This is a genomic window from Nocardioides sp. NPDC051685 (assembly GCF_044453405.1).
Classification (GTDB): domain Bacteria; phylum Actinomycetota; class Actinomycetes; order Propionibacteriales; family Nocardioidaceae; genus Nocardioides.
The window spans coordinates 272,816-289,023 of record NZ_JBITCR010000001.1 but is presented as its reverse complement, the minus strand read 5'-3'; the positions used below and the strand labels follow the sequence as shown (position 1 = coordinate 289,023).

The following is a 16,208-nucleotide window of genomic DNA, read 5'->3' as shown; positions in this document are numbered from 1 at the left end:
TCTTTCGTCAGTGCTGGTGGTGACCGGGCCCAAGAAGGTCTCAGCCGGCCGTGACCTCGCGGGCGAAGCGCTCGACGAGCTCGTCACGCTCGGGCACGACCTCAGCCGGGTCGAGCGTCTGGTAGCCCGCGGCCAGCGGGTCCGCGGGGATGTCGCCGAGGACCGCGGTGGTGCTGGCGGGGATCTTCGCCTCGGGGTTCACGGGCAGGTCGCCGACGAGCTCGGCCGCCGCCGTCTGTGCCTCGGCGCTCAGCATGTAGTCGATGAACTGCTTGGCTCCGTCCTCGTTCGGCGCCCCCGCGGGGATCACCGCGTGGTTCGTCGTCATGTACGCGCCGCTCGCGGGCTGGGCGAACGCGAACGAGTCGTCGTTCTCGGCGAGGCCGATCGCGAAGCCGCTCAGCGAGTTGGCCGCGACGATCTCGCCCTGGGTGAGCAGGTTCGTGACCTCCGTCGACGACGTGTAGAACTGCAGGACGTTCGGGGACCAGCCGGCGAGCTCTCCGAGCGCCGCGTCGATGTCGTACGGCCCGTCACCGTAGGTCTCGCCGACACCTGCGACGAGCAGTTGCCCCGACGACGTCGAGATGTCAGGCAGCGCCACCCGCCCGGCGAGGTCCTTGTCGGCGTAGAGCGACCAGTCGGCGGCCGCCTCGGCAGTCAGCTTGTCGGTGTCGTAGAGCGTGCCGTTGAGCTGGTACGCGTACGCCGGGCCGGCGTAGGCGCCCTCCGTGCCGAGCTGAGCGACGTCGTCGATCGCGGGTACGTCGTCCGCGTCGATCCGCTCGAACAGGTCCTTCTCCTGGCCGAGCGCCACGTAGGTGTCGGACATCAGCATCACGTCGACGCCGGGGTCGCCGGCCGCGAGCTCGAGCTGCGAGAGGCGGTCCGAGTTCGAACCGGTCTCGATCTCGACCTCGATGCCCGTGGCCTCGGTGAACGGGTCGACCACAGCCTCCTGGAACTGCTCCACGCCGAACGGGAAGGTGCTGACGACGATCTTGTCGTCGTCCGCCTCATCCGATGCGGGGGTGGAGCAGCCGGCGAGGGCGACGGCGGCGATCGCGACTCCGGAGGCGAGCCGGAGCGAGCGCACGGGTGGGTGGGTGGTGACATGACGCGGCATGGCGCGTCTCCTTTCGGTGGGGTGGTGAGGTGCGGACGAGTCAGTCGGACAGGGGGACGAGGCGTGTGGTGGCTGCGGTGACCGTGACGGCGTCGCCCGGCGCCAGCGGGGCAAGGCCATCGGCGCGCATGTCGGCGCGCAGGACGACGTCGCCCTGGGCGTCGCGCGCGGCGACCGTGACGAGCAGGTCCACGCCGCGGTACGCGACGTCGGTGACGACGCCGGGCAGTGCGAGCCCGCGGGCCGGATCCGAGACGCCGAGCTCGAGTGAGAGGTGCTCAGGACGTACGGTGACGAAGCCGTCGGTCGTCTCGATGAAGTTCTCGTAGCCGAGGAAGTCGGCGACGAACCGGTTCGCGGGGCGGTTGAAGACCTCGCTTGGCGCACCCTGCTGCATGATCCGGCCCGCCCGCATGAGGACCATCTCGTCACTCATCTCCAGCGCCTCGTCCTGGTCGTGCGTGACGAGGACGACGGTCAGACCGGTCTCGGACTGGATCCGGCGTATCTCGGCCCTCATCTGCACGCGCAGACGGGCGTCGAGGTTGGACAGCGGCTCGTCGAGCAGCAGCAGCCGGGGCCGGATCGCGATGGCGCGCGCGAGCGCGACACGCTGCTGCTGCCCACCTGAGAGGGCGCGCGGTCGCCGGTCGGCGAGATGCGCGAGCCCGACGAGCTCCAGGCACTGCGCCACCCGCGCGGCACGCTCGCGCGCCGGGATGCGGCGCAGCTTCAAGCCGTAGCCGACGTTGTCGGCGACCGTCATGTGCGGGAACAGCGCGTACGACTGGAACACCATGCCGAGGTCGCGCTTCTCCGGCGGCAGGGCCGTCGCATCAGCACCGTCGATGAGGATCCGCCCGCTCGTCGGTCGGGTGTAGCCGGCGAGCATGCGGAGCGACGTCGTCTTGCCGCACCCGGACGGTCCGAGCAGCGTCGTGAGCTTGCCGGACGAGATGGCGAGGTCGATCCCGTCGACGGCGGTGAAGTCGCCGAAAACCTGGCTGACGTCGAGGAACTGTGCTGCGGCGTTCATCGGTTGATGCCTCCGAAGATCTTGGTGAAGCCGACGGTGCGCTCGGCGATCACGGCGATGACCACCGTGGCCGCGAGGATGAGCGTCGACGTCGCTGCCACCATGGGGTCGTAGCTCTGCTGCACGTAGTCGAGCATCGTGATCGGCAGGGTCTGCGTGTCACGGCTCTGCAGCAGCAGCGATAGCGGGACGTTGTTGAACGAAGTGATGAAGCTCAGCAGGGCGGCCGAGAAGATGCCGGGGCGTAGCACGGGAAGCGTGATCGTCCAGAACGTGCGCATCGGCGAGGCCCCGAGCCCGCGCGCCGCCTCCTCGAGTGCCGGGTCGGCACCGGCGAGGGCCGCGCCGGTGACACGTACGGCGTAGGGCAGCAGCAGCGCGGTGTGGCCGGTGAGCAGTACCGGCCAGTTGTCGATCCGGAAGCCGACGATGAACTGCTGGAAGAGTGCTAGGCCGACGACGAGCTCGGGCACGATGAGCGGCGACAGGAACAGGTTCTCGACCAGCGCTTTGCCGGGGATCCGGCCGCGGTGGATCGCGAGCGTGGCCGGGATCCCGACGAGCAGTGCGAGCACCGTCGCCAGGAGGGCGATCTCGACGCTGCTCGCGAGCGCGCCCACGAAGGGGCGGTATGCGAGCGCTTCGCCGAACCATCGGAGCGACAGCCCTTCGGGCGGGAAACGCAGCGTGCGGCCGGCCGTGAAGGCGGTCGCGACGACGAACAGGATCGGGACGATCATGATCACGTACCCGGCGACGGCGAGGGTCGCGGCGACGGGGCGGCGCTCGTTCACGAGGTCGCTCCCTTCCGTGCGACGACCGAGGACACGGCCGAGACCGCGAACACGAGCACCGTCATGACGAGCGCGGTCGCGGATGCGCTCGCCCAGTCGATCGAGATGCTCGAGTACGTGAACAGCTGTGTCGCGAGCATCCGGTTGCCCGACCCTCCGAGCAGGTACGGGGTCGTGTACGCGGTGACGGATCCGGCGAACACGAGCGTCGCCGCGACCACGATGCCTGGGAGGGAGAGCGGCAGCACCACATCCCAGAACGTCCTCGTCCGGCTCGCGCCGAGTCCGCGCGCGGCGTTGTCCAGGCCGGCGTCGACCTGGGACACGGCCGAGTAGCAGGTCACGATCGCGAGCGGCAGGAAGAGCTGGGTGAGGCCGAGCACGATCGCGGCGGGCGTATAGAGCAGCTGCGGTGCCTCGTCGACGAGGCCGAGCGCGGTGAGCAGCTGTCCGAGTGCACCGTTCGAGCCGAGCACGACCAGCCAGCCGAAGGTACGGACGACATTGCTGAGCAGGAGCGGGAAGATCGCGACGGCCAGGAGCACGCCCGACCACCGCGACGTCATCCGTGCCAGCAGGTAGGCGATCGGGAAGCCGAGCGTGACACAGAGCGCCGTCACGACGAGCCCGATCAGCAGTGTCCGACCGATGATCGTCAGGTCATAGGGGTCGGTCAGCATCTGCCCGAGCCGAACCAGGATGTCGCCGGTCGCGGTGCCCGGTGGCGAGAACAGCATCGCCAGCGAGGGCACCAGGAAGCCGATGAGCAGGAAGGCTAGACCGGGCAGCAGCAGGAGCACGGTCGCGAGACGGGTTCTCATTCGCGCCTCCAGGTGAGGGATGGGAATCGATCGATGTAACCGGTTGCATCACACCGTACGAGCCATCCCGATACCGCCGCCAGTAACGCGGGTAAATATCTTGTTACATGGATGCGCAACCGGTTTCGCAGTGCGTCTATGATGAGGCGGAGAGAGGGGGTGCCATTGGCTACGATCGCGGACGTCGCGGCGCTTGCCGGCGTCTCGAAGGCGACCGCGTCGCGCGCCTTCTCGCGCCCCGGGGTCGTCTCTCCCGCCACCGCGCAACGGGTGCGCGACGCCGCGGAGAAGCTCGGCTTCGTCGCGAACGCGGCGGCACGGCAGCTCGCGGGTGGACGCACCGGCATCGTCGCGCTGGTCGTGCCCACGCTCGCCAACAGCTTCTTCACGCCGATCATCGCCGGCGCGCAGGCCAGGGCGGACGCCGAAGGCCTCCAGCTCACCGTCGTCGTCCACCCGTTGGCCAAGATCGACGAGCTCCCGGGGTTCGCTCGGCTGTCCCGGCAGGTCGACGGCTACATCGTCGTCGCCCCTCGCGGAACCGACGACCTCGTCGCCTCCGCGACGCGTAGCAAGCCTGTCGTCCTCATCGACCGCGAGATCGACGGCATCGCCTCCGTCGCCGCCGACACAGCGACCGCGTTCGGCGAGCTCGCCGAGCGGCTCGCCGCCGACGGCCATCGGCGACTGCTCCACATCGGTGGCCCGGAGGGATCCTGGCAGGACCGGCAGCGCACCGCCGCCGTCCGCGCAGCGAGCGAGCGCGCGGGAGTGCGCATCGACGTCATCGGCCCGTACGCGTCGACGTTCGCCGCCGGCGTTCGCGCTGCGGAGGAGGTCCGGCGGCTCCGGCCGACCGCGGTCATCCCGTATGCAACAGCGATCGGGCTCGGCGTGCAGTACGCGCTGCTCGCATCCGGCGACGAGTTGCCGGTGGTCAGCTCGGAGCACGAGATCGTCGCCGCCCTCGGACTCGAGGACACCCCGGCGATCGACGTGGACGGCGAGGAGCTCGGCTGCGTTGCCGCGGAGCTCCTCATCGCACGCATCGCTGATCCCGCCCTCGATCCGGTGCAGCGGCGGTTGCCCGTTCCCCTGGAATGGGCGTCGCGCTGATCCGGCGATCCTTGCGCCTCACGGCCGCTTTCCTCCTGGACATCGTGGACGTTGCCGTCGACGAATCCGGAGGCGATCCAGCCGGTGGGTGGAGCTCAGCCGGTCGGTGCCTGCTCGTCGGTGTCGGCATCCAGGTCGCCTGAGCGCTTGGCGCCGGTGCTGAGCAGGTCGGCGGTGAGGCCGGCGGCTGCGCGGTAGTCGACGGTCCCCGCAGGCGTACGCGGCACCGACTCGACCAGCAGGACGAGCTTGGGCTCGTGGGACTCCCCGAGCCGCTCGCGGGCGTGCTTGCGCAGGTCGGCGGCCGTGGTCTCGGAAGCAGGAGCAAGCTGCACCAGCGCCGCGACCTGCTGGCCCCAGCGCGGGTGCGGCATGCCGAAGACGGCGGCGTCGACGACGTCGTCGTGGGCGAGGAGCACACCCTCGATGGTCTCGGGGTGGATCTCGAGGTCACCGGTCCGCACCAGGGTCGCGGCCCGGCCGAGCAGCGTGATCGAGCCGTCCTCCTCGCGACGCGCGAGGTCGCCGGGGAAGGTCCAGCGCCGGTTGTCGATCAGCTTGATGGCGGTGGCCGAGCGGGCGTTGTCCTTGTAGTAGCCGAGTGCGGCCGGGCCGGAGCGGGCGAGCAGGCCCTCGACACCGGGGGCCGCCGGGGTGAGGTCGGGGTTGAAGACCTCCACCTCGGGGCCGACCATGAACCGCGCCTCACCGGGCGCGAGCGGCGAGCCGTCGTCGGCCCGGGAGCCGGTGACGCCGGTCTCCAGGGTGCCGTAGGAGTCGACGATGACCCGGCGGGCGAACGCGTTGCGGAGCACGGAGAGGACGCCGTCGGAGAGCGGCGCCGCGGTGTTGGAGACGCCGGCGAGCGAGTGCAGCGGCCAGCGCTTCTTGCCGGTCAGCCGCGCCGCGGCCACCGGCCGCGCCTGGGCGTCGCCGAGGAGCGTGATCGCGGTCGCGCCGGTCTGTTCGGCGAGGTCGAGGAAGGCCTCGGCGGAGAAGGTGGGCGAGGTGTCGAGCACCGCGGTGCCGCCGGCGACCAGCGCTCGCAGGAGCAGCAGCTGGCTCTGCCCGTGTAGCAATGGTCCACCGGCGAGCAGGACGACGCCCGAGTCGCGGGCGGCCGCCTCCGCGGCGAGCCCCTCGACCGACGGGATCGGTGCGTTGCGGCGGACCGTGTTGAGGGCGGCCCAGATCAGGTCCTCCTGGCGCCAGACGGCGCCCTTCGGGGTGCCCGTGGTGCCGGTGGTGAAGATGATGTGCCAGTCGCCGGGCGTACGTCCGACCGTCGGCCGCTCCTTGGACGCCGCGGCGACCTTGGCGTCGTAGTCGGGACCGAGGACGACCCGATGGTCCAGGGACAGCGAGAGCTCGTCGAGGTCATCGGTGAACTCGGGCGAGACGATGGCCGCGACACAGTCGGTGGCGGCGTACGTCCGGGCGAGCTCGTCGCGCCGGTAGGCATGGTTGATGTTGATCGGGATCGTGCGGGCCTTGAGACACCCGTAGAGGGCGTCGACCCACTCGATCCGGTTGGCCGCGTGGATGGCGACCTGCGCGCCCGGCTCGAGGCCGACGCTCAGCAGGTGGTTGGCCAGGCGGGTCGCACGCTCGTCGATCTCGGCGTACGTGTAGGCGCGGTCGGTGGTGACGACTGCCGTGCGGTCGGGGATCGCATCGGCCATCGCTTCCAGGATGTCGGGCAGTGTGAGGGGGATCACGGCGGACACAGAGACGTAGGCTTTCCAGGGGTAGGGCCGTACGGCACCGAACCGTACGTGTGCGGATCAGCCGGTCGTCACCTACGCGCCTCGAGCAGCTCGGCAGCGACCGTAGCGCTCGCACGATAGTCCACCTTGCTCACGGGCGTGCGGGGGACTCGCTCCACGAGCAGGATGACCTTGGGCACCTTGTAGGCGGAGATGAGGCTGCGGCAGTGCTCCCGGAGCGCCTCGTCCGAGGTCGTGGCGCCCTCGCGAAGCTGCACGAGCGCGGTCACCTGCTGGCCCCAGCGATCGTGCGGGGTGCCGACGACCGCGGTGTCGAAGACGTCCGCGTGCCGCAGCAGGACGGCCTCGACCTCCTCGGGGAAGACCTTCTCGCCACCGGTGTTGATACAGCCCGAGCCGCGGCCCAGGACGGTGATCGAGCCGTCCTCCTCGCGCCGCGCGAAGTCGCCCGGGATCGACCAGCGCTGCCCGTCGACCTCCTTGAACGTCGCGGCGGTCTTGACCGGGTCGTTGTAGTAGCCCAGCGGGATCGATCCGGTGCGGGCGAGCATCCCGGTCTCGCCCGCCGCGCACGGCTTCAGCTCGGTGTCGAAGACCTGTACGTCCATCCCGACCTGGAACTTCGGCGCGGCCTGCGCGCCCTCGGTGCCCTCGTCGACCTGCATGCCGGTCGCCCCGGACTCCGAGGCGCCGTAGGAGTCGAGGATGTAGCGGCCCGGCAGCGCCTCCCGAAGCTGGGTGCGGACCCCTGCGGAGAGAGGCGCGGCGCCGTTCGAGACGGCGAACAACGCGCTCAGGTCCCAGCGTTCCGGCTCGCGCAGGATCGCCTCGGCGACCGGGCGGCCCATCGCGTCGCCGAGGAAGGTGAGCGAGTTGACCCCGGCGGCCTGGACGAGGTCGAGGATCGTCTCGGCCGACCAGGTCGGCTCGGTGTAGAGCGAGACCGTGCAGCCGGCGACATGGCCGTTGCCCATGATCCACTGGCTGCCGCCGTGCATCATCGGGCCGCAGGCCAGCAGCACCATCGGCGTCTCCTGCGCCGCGGCCTCCTGGGCGAGCTGCTCGACGGTGTCGAAGGGTGCTCCGAACCGGCTCGCGTTCATCGCGGCACGGATGATGTCCTCCTGACGCCACACGACGCCCTTCGGCATCCCGGTGGTGCCGCCGGTGTAGATCACGTAGCGGTCGTCGGGGCTGCGCTCGACGTCGGGGCGCTCCTTGGGCGCGGCGGCGACCGCGGCGTCGTACTCCTCGCCGAGCACCAGCGTCGGGATCCCCAGGCCGAGCGCGGCGACCGCCTCGACGTGCTCCGGACCGATGATCGCGGCGACCGCGTCGGAGTTGCGGTAGAGGTGGTCGAGCTCGTCGTGGAGGTACTTGTGGTTGATGTTGATCGGCACCGCCCGCGCCTTCATGCACCCGTAGAAGGCGTCGACCCACTCGATCCGGTTGCGGGAGTGGACGGCGACGTGGTCGCCCGGCTCGATGCCCTGCCCGATGAGGTGGTTGGCCAGCCTGGAGGCGCGCTCGTCGATCTCGGCGAAGCTGTAGGCGTGCTCCATCGTGAACACGGCGGTGCGGTCGGGGACGGCGTCGGCCATCGCCTCGAGGATGTCGGGGAGAGTGATCGGGGTCACGTCGTCGAGTGTGGCAACTAGAACGTGTTCTCGTCTAGGGAATGAGGTTCAAAACCTTCCAGGACGTACGCCGCGGCTCGCCGCCGGCTGAGGTCTGCCTGCTCCGGTCCATGCGTGCAGAGCGCGATGCCTTCGTCGTACGCCTCGACCGCCTCACGGTGGCGATCCAGCCGCTCCAGCAGCTGCGCTCGTACGGCAGGCAACCGGTGTCCCGGGAGCGCGACCGACTCCAGCGCCCGGAGCCCGGCCTCGGCCCCGTCCGCCTCGGCGACGGCGACGGCCCGGTTGAGGCGTACGACCGGGGTGTCGCGGAGCGCGAGCAGCTCGTCGTAGCGCTCGACGATGCGGTCCCAGGCGGTCGCCTCGGAGCTGGGCGCGACCGCGTGCTCCGCGGCGATCAGGGCCTGGAGCAGGTAGGGCGCCGGTGCCGCGTGGGCGAGCGGGGTGAGGATCGCGAGTGCCTCGGTGATCTCGTCGACGTTCCAGGCGGTGCGGTCCTGGTCGGGGAGCAGGACCAGGCCGCCGTCCGGCCCGATCCGGGCCGCCCGGCGGGAGTGCTGCAGGAGCATCAGGGCGAGCAGCGCGTCGGCCTCCGGGTCCGGGGCCGGAAGCACCGTCCGCAGCACGCGGACCAGCCGGATCGCCTCGCCGGCGAGGTCGCTGCGTACGACATCGGGACCGGTGCCGGGGGCATAGCCCGCCGTGAACGCGAGATAGGCGACCTCGGCGACGATGCCGACCCGTTCACCCAGGTCGGCGAGGTCCGAGGGCACCTCGAAGGAGGCGCCCGCGAGCCGCTTGCGCGCCCGGGTCAGCCGGGCCGCCATCGTCGCCTTCGACTGCAGGAAGAGCCGGCCGATGTCCTCGGTGGAGACGCCGAGGACCAGCCGGAGGGTGAGCGCCGCGGCGGCTTCGCGGGACAGGGTCGGGTGGGCACAGAGCAGCACCAGCCGGAGCCGCTCGTCCGTGACCGCCTCGCCGCCCGCGCCGGCCGGCACCGTGGCCATCACCTGCTGCGCCTCCTGGGTCAGCGCCGCGTCCACCGCGAGCAGCGGCATCTTGCGAGCCAGCACCTCCTCGGTCCGCATCCGGTCGACGATCCGCCGGCGGGCGGTCGTGAGCAGCCACGCGGGTCCGTTGTCCGGCTCGCCGTCCTCCGGCCAGCGCCGGGCGGCCGCCTCGAAGGCGTCGGCCAGGCCGTCCTCGGCCAGGTCGAGACGGCGGAACTGCGCGACGAGCAGGGCCAGCAACCGGCCCCACTCCTCGCGCAGCAGCGTCTCCAGCATCGACGCGGGTCGCTCTAGTCCGCCGCGCGGATCTCGATCGCCGACTCGACCGTGGCGAGCAGCTTGCAGCACTCGGCCAGATCGTCCCGGTCCTCGGACTCGACGACGTAGAGCCCGGCGAGGTGCTCGGCCGCCTCGGTGTACGGGCCGTCGGTCACGCCGGAGGCACGCACGGTCACCGCCGTCGACGGGACGGCGAGCGCTGCGCCGTACCCCTTCAAGATCCTGTGGCCGCGCTCGGCGAGCAGGGCCGCGAACTTCTCGTGCACGGCGAACAGCGCGTCCCTCTCCTCCTCCGGCTTCGCCTGCCACTCGGCCTCGACGTTGGGGATGAGCAGGTAGTACCTCATGCGGACATCCCCTCGTGCTCGACGATCTCGCGGACCTCGAGCGCCGTCTCCAGCTCGGCGAGCACCTTGCAGCACTCGAGCATGTCGTCGACGTCGTCGGTCTCGATCGTGTAGAAGCCCGTCACGTGCTCGACGGTCTCGGCGAACGGGCCGTCGGTGATCACCACCCCGTCGCCCTCCTTGCGCAGCGTCTTGGCCTTGCTGGAGTGGTGGAGCTCGGCGCCGCCGGTGACCTTGTGGCCGCGCTCGGCGAGCAGCTTGGCGAACTTGCCGTGCACCTCGTAGCCGGCGGCCTTCTCCTCCGGCGTCGACTCGGCCCAGAAGGCCTCGTTCGCCGGCAGCAGCACCATGTATCTGGTCATCGTGATCCCTTTCGTCCGATGGGTTTGAGTCTGTCACCGGGGATGACGGGTGGGACAAGACCAAATCGACACCCGGAAGGAACGAAGATGTACGTCATGCGTTCAACTGGCCCCGGAAGGCTCTGGGTGTGACCGCCCCCCTGCTGCGAGGAGACCTCGCGCCCGAGCCCCGGACGCTCGTCGACATCTTCCGGGCCACCGCGGCCCAGGTGCCCGACGAGCCGGCCGTCGACGCGGGCAACGGCCTGCTGACGTACGCCGAGCTCGAGGAGGCCGCCGACGGGCTGGCCGCCGAGCTCGACGCCGCCGGGATCGGGCCGGGGGACAAGGTCGGGCTGCGGATCGCGAGCGGCACGACCGACCTGTACGTCGCGATCCTCGGGATCCTCTGCGCGGGCGCCGCCTACGTGCCGGTCGACGCCGACGACCCGGAGGAGCGGGCCCGGCTGGTGTTCGGTGAGGCGCAGGTCGCGGCGGTCGTCGGCAACGATCTGCGGGTAGCTCTCACTCCACGCGCCCCTGACGAACTGGTGGCCGATTCCGGCGTGTCGTCTGCCCAAACGTCAGGGGCGCGCGAGCCGGAGCTGACCGACGACGCTTGGGTGATCTTCACCTCCGGCTCGACCGGCACGCCGAAGGGCGTCGCGGTGACCCATCGCAACGCCGCCGCGTTCGTCGACGCCGAGTCGCGCCTCTTCCTCCAGGACGCCCCGATCGGGGTCGGTGACCGGGTGATGGCCGGTCTCTCGGTCGCCTTCGACGCGAGCTGCGAGGAGATCTGGCTGGCCTGGCGCTACGGCGCCTGCCTGGTCCCGGCACCGCGGGCGCTGGTCCGCTCCGGGGTCGACGTCGGCCCGTGGCTGGTCGCCAACCGGATCACGATCGTCTCGACGGTGCCGACGCTGGTGGCCCTGTGGCCTGCGAGGTCCCTCGACCGGGTCCGGCTGCTGATCACCGGCGGCGAGGCGATCCCGCCCGAGCTCGCCGCCCGCCTGGTCACGCCCGACCGAGAGGTGTGGAACACCTACGGCCCGACCGAAGCGACCGTGGTGGCCTGTGGCGCCCGGCTGAGCGCGGAGGGGCCGGTGCGGATCGGGCTCCCGCTCGACGGCTGGGACCTCGCCGTCGTCGACCCTCTGACCGGGGAGCGCGTGCCCGAGGGGGAGACCGGCGAGCTGATCATCGGCGGCGTCGGCCTGGCGCGCTATCTCGATGCGGCGAAGGACGCCGAGAAGTACGCCCCGATGCCCACTCTCGGCTGGTCACGGGCCTACCGTTCGGGCGACCTGGTGGTCAACGACCCCGCCGGGCTGCTCTTCGGTGGACGCGCCGACGACCAGATCAAGCTCGGTGGCCGGCGCATCGAGCTCGGCGAGATCGACAGCGCCCTGCTGCAGCTTCCCGGCGTCGTCGGGGCCGCGGCGGCGGTGCGGCGGAGCGCCGCCGGCAACAGCCTGCTCGTCGGCTACGTCACCGTCGACGACACCTTCGACCAGACCTCGTCCGTCGGGAGGCTGCGGGCCGACATGCCGGCGGCCCTGGTGCCGCGGCTGGCGGTGGTCGACAGCCTCCCGACGCGTACGAGCGGGAAGGTCGACCGCGACGCACTGCCGTGGCCGCTCGCGTCCACGGCCGGTGCGGGGGAGGGGCTCAGCGACACCGAGGCCTGGCTGGCCGGGCTGTGGAACGACATCCTCGGCGCCGAGGTCACCGGATCGGGGGCGGACTTCTTCGACCTCGGCGGCGGCAGCCTGACCGCCGCCCAGATGGTCAGCCTGATCCGCGAGCGCTTCCCCGAGGTCGCGCTCGGCGACATCTACGACCAGCCGAAGCTCAGGGCCCTGGCCGCCTACATCGACGAGCTGGGCAGCTCCGCCGCGGTCTCCGAGCACGAGGTGCCGGCGGTCCGGCTCAAGACCCAGGTCGCGCAGGTGGTCGCGACCATCCTGCTGCGCTGCCTGGCGGCGCCGCGCTGGCTGACCTGGATCGCGCTCGGGACGACGCTGGCCCAGCAGTGGGCGCCGTGGCTGCCCTCGCTCAGCTGGTGGGTCCTCGCCCCGGCCGTCCTCGCCTTCCTGACCCCGCCCGGTCGGATGCTGCTTGCCGCGGGTGCGGCGCGACTGATCCTCCGCGGCGTACGTCCCGGCGAGCACCCGCGCGGCGGCAAGGTCCATCTGCGGCTGTGGCTGGCGACGCACGCGGTCGACGAACTCGGCGCCCACGGTCTCGCCGGGGCACCGTGGATGCTCTGGTACGCCCGGCTGCTCGGCGTGCGGATGGGCAAGAACGTCGACCTGCACAGCCTGCCGCCGGTCACCGGCATGCTCACCCTCGGCAAGGGCTGCTCGATCGAGCAGGAGGTCGATCTCTCCGGCCACTGGATCGAGGGCGACGTGCTCCATCTCGGCGAGGTCTCGGTGGGCGACCGTGCCCGGGTCGGGGCGCGGTCGACGCTCCTGCCCGGCTCCCGGGTCGGCGACGACGCCGAGGTCGGGCCCGGTTCGGCCGTCTTCGGCGTGGTGCCGGCGGGCGAGTTCTGGTCGGGTTCGCCGGCAGTCCGAGCCGCGAGGGAGGCCCGCGGACCGTGGCAGCCACCGCAGGCACGGGCCCAGGTCTGGATGCTCCTCTACGGCATCGCGGCCGCCGTCCTCGCCCTGCTCCCCGCGGCCGCCATCGGCGTCGGCATCCTCGTCGGCGTCGCCCTGGCCGGTGTGCCCGACTCCTACGCCGACATCTGGCCGCTGCTCGCCTGGAGCCCGGTCGCCGTGGTGGTCGGGCTCGTGACCCTGGCGGCGCTCATCTGGGCCGTGGTGCGGCTCGCCGGTGTGGCGATCAGTCCCGGCGTACATCCCGTACGCAGCCTGGCCGGTGTCGCGGTCTGGTCGACGATGCAGGTGCTCGACGAGGCGCGCACCTGGCTCTTCCCGCTCTACTCCTCGACGCTGACGCCGCTGTGGCTGCGGGCGCTCGGCGCGAAGATCGGCAGGCACGTCGAGGCGTCGACGGTCCTGATGATCCCCGGGCTGACGCAGGTCAACGACCAGAGCTTCCTGGCCGACGACACCCTGATCGGTGGCTACGAGCTCGGCGGCGGTTGGCTGCGGACCGAGCGGGTGAAGATCGGCAAGCGGGCCTTCGTCGGCAACTCGGGCATGGCCGCGCCCGGCCGCAAGGTGCCGAAGGCGTCGCTGGTCGCAGTGCTCAGCGCGGCCCCGCGCCGCAAGCGGGCGCAGAAGGGGGAGAGCTGGCTCGGCTCGCCGCCGGCGCCGCTGCGCCGCGCGGCCGGGGAGGCCGACTCGGGACGTACCTATGACCCGCCGGCCGGGCTCAAGATCGCCCGCGCGCTCGTCGAGCTGGCCAGGTTGGTGCCCCAGACGCTCGCGGCACTGCTCTACGCCGGGGTGGTCTATGCGCTCGTCAGGATCTGGGAGGTGACCGACCTCCTCGTCGCGCTGCTCGTCGCCGGGCCGGTGCTCGCCGCTGCCGGAGCGGTCGCGGCCGGCATCACCGTGGCGGCGAAGTGGCTGCTCGTCGGCCGGATCCGGGCCGGGTCGCACCCGCTGTGGAGCTGGTTCGTGTGGGCCAACGAGCTGGCCGACACCTTCGTCGAGGTGCTCGCCGCGCCCTGGTTCACCGGTGCCGTGTCCGGCACCCCGGTGCTCAACCTCTGGTTCCGTGCCCTCGGAGCGAAGATCGGCCGCGGCGTGTGGATCGAGACCCACTGGCTCCCCGAGACCGACCTGGTCGAGCTCGGCGACGGCGCCACGGTCAACGCCGGCACGGTCGTGCAGACCCATCTGTTCCACGATCGTGTGCTGGCCCTCGACGCCGTCACTCTCAAGAGGGGCGCCACGCTCGGCCCCAACTCGGTGATCCTGCCCGCCGCCGCCATCGGCCGGCACGCGGTCGTCGGCCCGGTCTCGCTGGTGATGCGCGGGGAGAGTCTCCCGGACAAGACCCTGTGGATCGGCAACCCGATCGGCCCGTGGGACCAGGCGACCTGAGAGGCACCCTCTAACATGACCGCCGTGCCGAAGCTCCCCACAGCCGACCCCTATCTCCCGGGACACGGGGACCTGTCGTGGAGCGCGACCCACTACGACCTCGAGCTGACCTATGACCTGGTCGGCAACCGGCTCGCGGGCACCGCGACGATCCGTGCGATCGCGGTCGACGACATCAGCCGCGTCGTCCTCGACCTCGCCTACCTCCGCGTGCAGAAGGTGGCGATCGACGGCCGTCCGCCGGCCAAGTGGAGCCACCACGACCATCGTCTGATCCTCAACCTCCGCTCGCGGGTCGCGGCCGGCGAGGAGTTCGTGATCACGGTCAGATACTCGGGCAAGCCCCGTCCGGTGGTGCTGCCGCACCACGGCGACGCCGGCTGGGAGGAGCTCGACGACGGCGTCATCGTCGCAGGTCAGCCGCATGGTGCGCCGACCTGGTTCCCGTGCAACGACCGCCCCTCCGACAAGGCCCGCTACGCGATCAGCGTGACCACGGCGCCCGGCTATGCGGTCGTCTCCAACGGCGAGCTGACCTCCCGCGTACGCCGCGGCAGCGGGGAGACCTGGCGCTACTGGCAGGCCGAGCCGATGGCGACCTATCTCGCCACGGTGCAGATCGGGCGCTACCGGGTCATCGACATCGCGCCCACCGAGGGACCGGGCGGCCGGGTGCCGATCCGGGCTGCGTACCCGGTCGACGCCACCGCCGGGTTCGAGGCCTCCTTCGGGCGGCAGCGGGAGATGATGGCCTACTTCACCTCGGTCTTCGGGCCCTACCCGTTCGCCTCCTATTCCGTCGTGGTCACCGACGACGAGCTCGAGATCCCCCTCGAGTCGCAGTCGCTGTCGACCTTCGGGCGCAATCACCTCACCGGCGAGTGGTCGGAGGTACGCCTCGTGGCCCACGAGCTCGCCCACCAGTGGTTCGGCAACGCGGTGACGCTGCGCGAGTGGCGCGACATCTGGCTGCACGAGGGTTTTGCCTGCTACAGCGAGTGGCTGTGGTCGGACGCCTCCGGGGGCCGCTCGTGCGGCGAGCACGCCCGCCACCACCACCGCCGGCTGGCCGCGCTGCCCCAGGACCTGGTCGTCGCCGACCCCGGGCCCGCGGACATGTTCGACGACCGTGTCTACAAGCGTGGAGCGCTCACCCTGCACGCGCTGCGGCGCACGGTCGGGGACGATTCCTTCTTCCGGATCCTGCGCACCTGGGTCGCCCGGCACAGCGGCGGCTCGGTCGACACCGCCGACTTCGAGACCCTCGCGGCCGAGGTCTGCGGCCGCGACCTCACCCCGCTCTTCGAGGCCTGGCTGCGACGGCCCTCGCTGCCGGATCTTCCTGCCTGACTATCGTGGTGCCGTGCCTGAGCTGACCTTCCGTGACGCCACCTTCACCGACGTCGACACGCTGGTGGAGCTGATCGAGTCGGCCTACCGCGGCGATGCCTCTCGGGCCGGGTGGACCACCGAGGCCGACCTGCTCGCGGGCCAGCGGACAGACCCCGAGGGCGTACGCGAGGTGATCACCGCTCCGGGCTCCCGTCTCCTGGTCGCCGAACGCGCGGGCGAGATCGTCGCCTGCTGTCAGCTGCAGAAGCGGGAGGCGTACGTCTATTTCGGCATGTTCTCCGTGTCGCCGAGCCTGCAGGGCGCCGGTGTCGGCAAGACCGTCATCGCCGAGGCCGAGCGGATCGCGCGTGCGTGGGGCGCCGAGGAGATCCGGATGACGGTGATCCGCCAGCGCGAGGACCTGATCGCGTTCTACGAGCGGCGGGGGTTCGGGCGTACGGGCCGTTTCGAGCCGTTCCCTTACGGCGACGAGCGCTTCGGGCTGCCGCTGCGGGACGATCTGGAGTTCGCCGAGCTCGCGAAGCCGGTCTGAGTTTCTTGCACTCTCGGGGGTCGAGTGCTAAACATGAGGCTGGCACTCTTACCATGAGAGTGAC

13 protein-coding genes are annotated in these 16,208 nt (G+C 71.2%); 4 read left to right on the top strand and 9 right to left on the bottom strand.

The window, feature by feature from the left end; translation table 11 throughout:
• Nucleotides 1–40: 40 nt before the first annotated feature.
• Genes ACIA03_RS01410 through ACIA03_RS01395 form a run of 4 tightly spaced genes read right to left on the bottom strand, consistent with a single transcriptional unit; the run spans nucleotide 41 to nucleotide 3,777 of the window.
• Nucleotides 41–1,126: a PotD/PotF family extracellular solute-binding protein gene (locus ACIA03_RS01410; RefSeq protein ID WP_396978514.1), complete on the bottom strand. Its 1,086-nt coding sequence runs from the start codon at nucleotides 1,124–1,126 to the stop codon at nucleotides 41–43.
• Between the two features lie 40 nt (nucleotides 1,127–1,166).
• Nucleotides 1,167–2,162: an ABC transporter ATP-binding protein gene (locus tag ACIA03_RS01405; protein WP_396978512.1), complete on the bottom strand. Its 996-nt coding sequence runs from the start codon at nucleotides 2,160–2,162 to the stop codon at nucleotides 1,167–1,169.
• Complete coding sequence (locus ACIA03_RS01400) at nucleotides 2,159–2,956, bottom strand: ABC transporter permease (protein ID WP_396978510.1); 798 nt, start codon at nucleotides 2,954–2,956, stop codon at nucleotides 2,159–2,161. Before ACIA03_RS01400 ends, ACIA03_RS01405 begins: the two co-directional genes overlap by 4 nt.
• Entirely contained in the window at nucleotides 2,953–3,777 is an 825-nt protein-coding gene (locus ACIA03_RS01395) for an ABC transporter permease (RefSeq protein ID WP_396978508.1), read from the bottom strand. The genes ACIA03_RS01400 and ACIA03_RS01395 overlap by 4 nt, the downstream gene beginning before the upstream one ends.
• A gap of 165 nt (nucleotides 3,778–3,942) precedes the next feature.
• On the opposite strand from ACIA03_RS01395, the gene ACIA03_RS01390 reads away from it, so the two are divergent.
• Nucleotides 3,943–4,893 carry a LacI family DNA-binding transcriptional regulator gene (locus ACIA03_RS01390; RefSeq protein ID WP_396978506.1) on the top strand — a complete coding sequence of 317 codons (951 nt, stop codon included), beginning with the start codon at nucleotides 3,943–3,945 and terminating at the stop codon, nucleotides 4,891–4,893.
• Nucleotides 4,894–4,988: 95 nt separating this feature from the next.
• Here ACIA03_RS01390 and ACIA03_RS01385 read toward each other — a convergent pair whose 3' ends face one another.
• From ACIA03_RS01385 to ACIA03_RS01365, 5 genes are all read right to left on the bottom strand, one after another.
• Nucleotides 4,989–6,611 carry an AMP-binding protein gene (locus tag ACIA03_RS01385; RefSeq protein ID WP_396978504.1) on the bottom strand — a complete coding sequence of 541 codons (1,623 nt, stop codon included), beginning with the start codon at nucleotides 6,609–6,611 and terminating at the stop codon, nucleotides 4,989–4,991.
• A 77-nt stretch (nucleotides 6,612–6,688) separates the two neighbouring features.
• Nucleotides 6,689–8,257: an AMP-binding protein gene (locus ACIA03_RS01380; protein WP_396978502.1), complete on the bottom strand. Its 1,569-nt coding sequence runs from the start codon at nucleotides 8,255–8,257 to the stop codon at nucleotides 6,689–6,691.
• Between the two features lie 17 nt (nucleotides 8,258–8,274).
• On the bottom strand, nucleotides 8,275–9,543 hold the full coding sequence (locus ACIA03_RS01375; RefSeq protein ID WP_396978500.1) for an RNA polymerase sigma factor: 1,269 nt from the start codon (nucleotides 9,541–9,543) through the stop codon (nucleotides 8,275–8,277).
• A gap of 14 nt (nucleotides 9,544–9,557) precedes the next feature.
• The gene (locus tag ACIA03_RS01370; protein ID WP_396978498.1) at nucleotides 9,558–9,893 is read right to left on the bottom strand and encodes a YciI family protein; all 336 of its coding nucleotides are present in this window, start codon (nucleotides 9,891–9,893) and stop codon (nucleotides 9,558–9,560) included.
• The gene (locus ACIA03_RS01365) at nucleotides 9,890–10,255 is read right to left on the bottom strand and encodes a YciI family protein (protein ID WP_396978496.1); all 366 of its coding nucleotides are present in this window, start codon (nucleotides 10,253–10,255) and stop codon (nucleotides 9,890–9,892) included. Before ACIA03_RS01365 ends, ACIA03_RS01370 begins: the two co-directional genes overlap by 4 nt.
• A 128-nt stretch (nucleotides 10,256–10,383) precedes the next feature.
• On the opposite strand from ACIA03_RS01365, the gene ACIA03_RS01360 reads away from it, so the two are divergent.
• From ACIA03_RS01360 to ACIA03_RS01350, 3 genes are read left to right on the top strand one after another with little or no spacing between them, the layout of a single operon-like run.
• Nucleotides 10,384–14,259 (top strand): Pls/PosA family non-ribosomal peptide synthetase, encoded by a 3,876-nt coding sequence (locus ACIA03_RS01360; protein WP_396978494.1) that lies wholly within the window; start codon nucleotides 10,384–10,386, stop codon nucleotides 14,257–14,259.
• Between the two features lie 15 nt (nucleotides 14,260–14,274).
• Nucleotides 14,275–15,609, top strand: coding sequence for a M1 family metallopeptidase (locus tag ACIA03_RS01355; RefSeq protein WP_396978492.1), 1,335 nt, complete (start codon nucleotides 14,275–14,277; stop codon nucleotides 15,607–15,609).
• A gap of 13 nt (nucleotides 15,610–15,622) precedes the next feature.
• Nucleotides 15,623–16,144 (top strand): GNAT family N-acetyltransferase, encoded by a 522-nt coding sequence (locus ACIA03_RS01350; RefSeq protein WP_396978490.1) that lies wholly within the window; start codon nucleotides 15,623–15,625, stop codon nucleotides 16,142–16,144.
• Nucleotides 16,145–16,208: the final 64 nt, after the last annotated feature.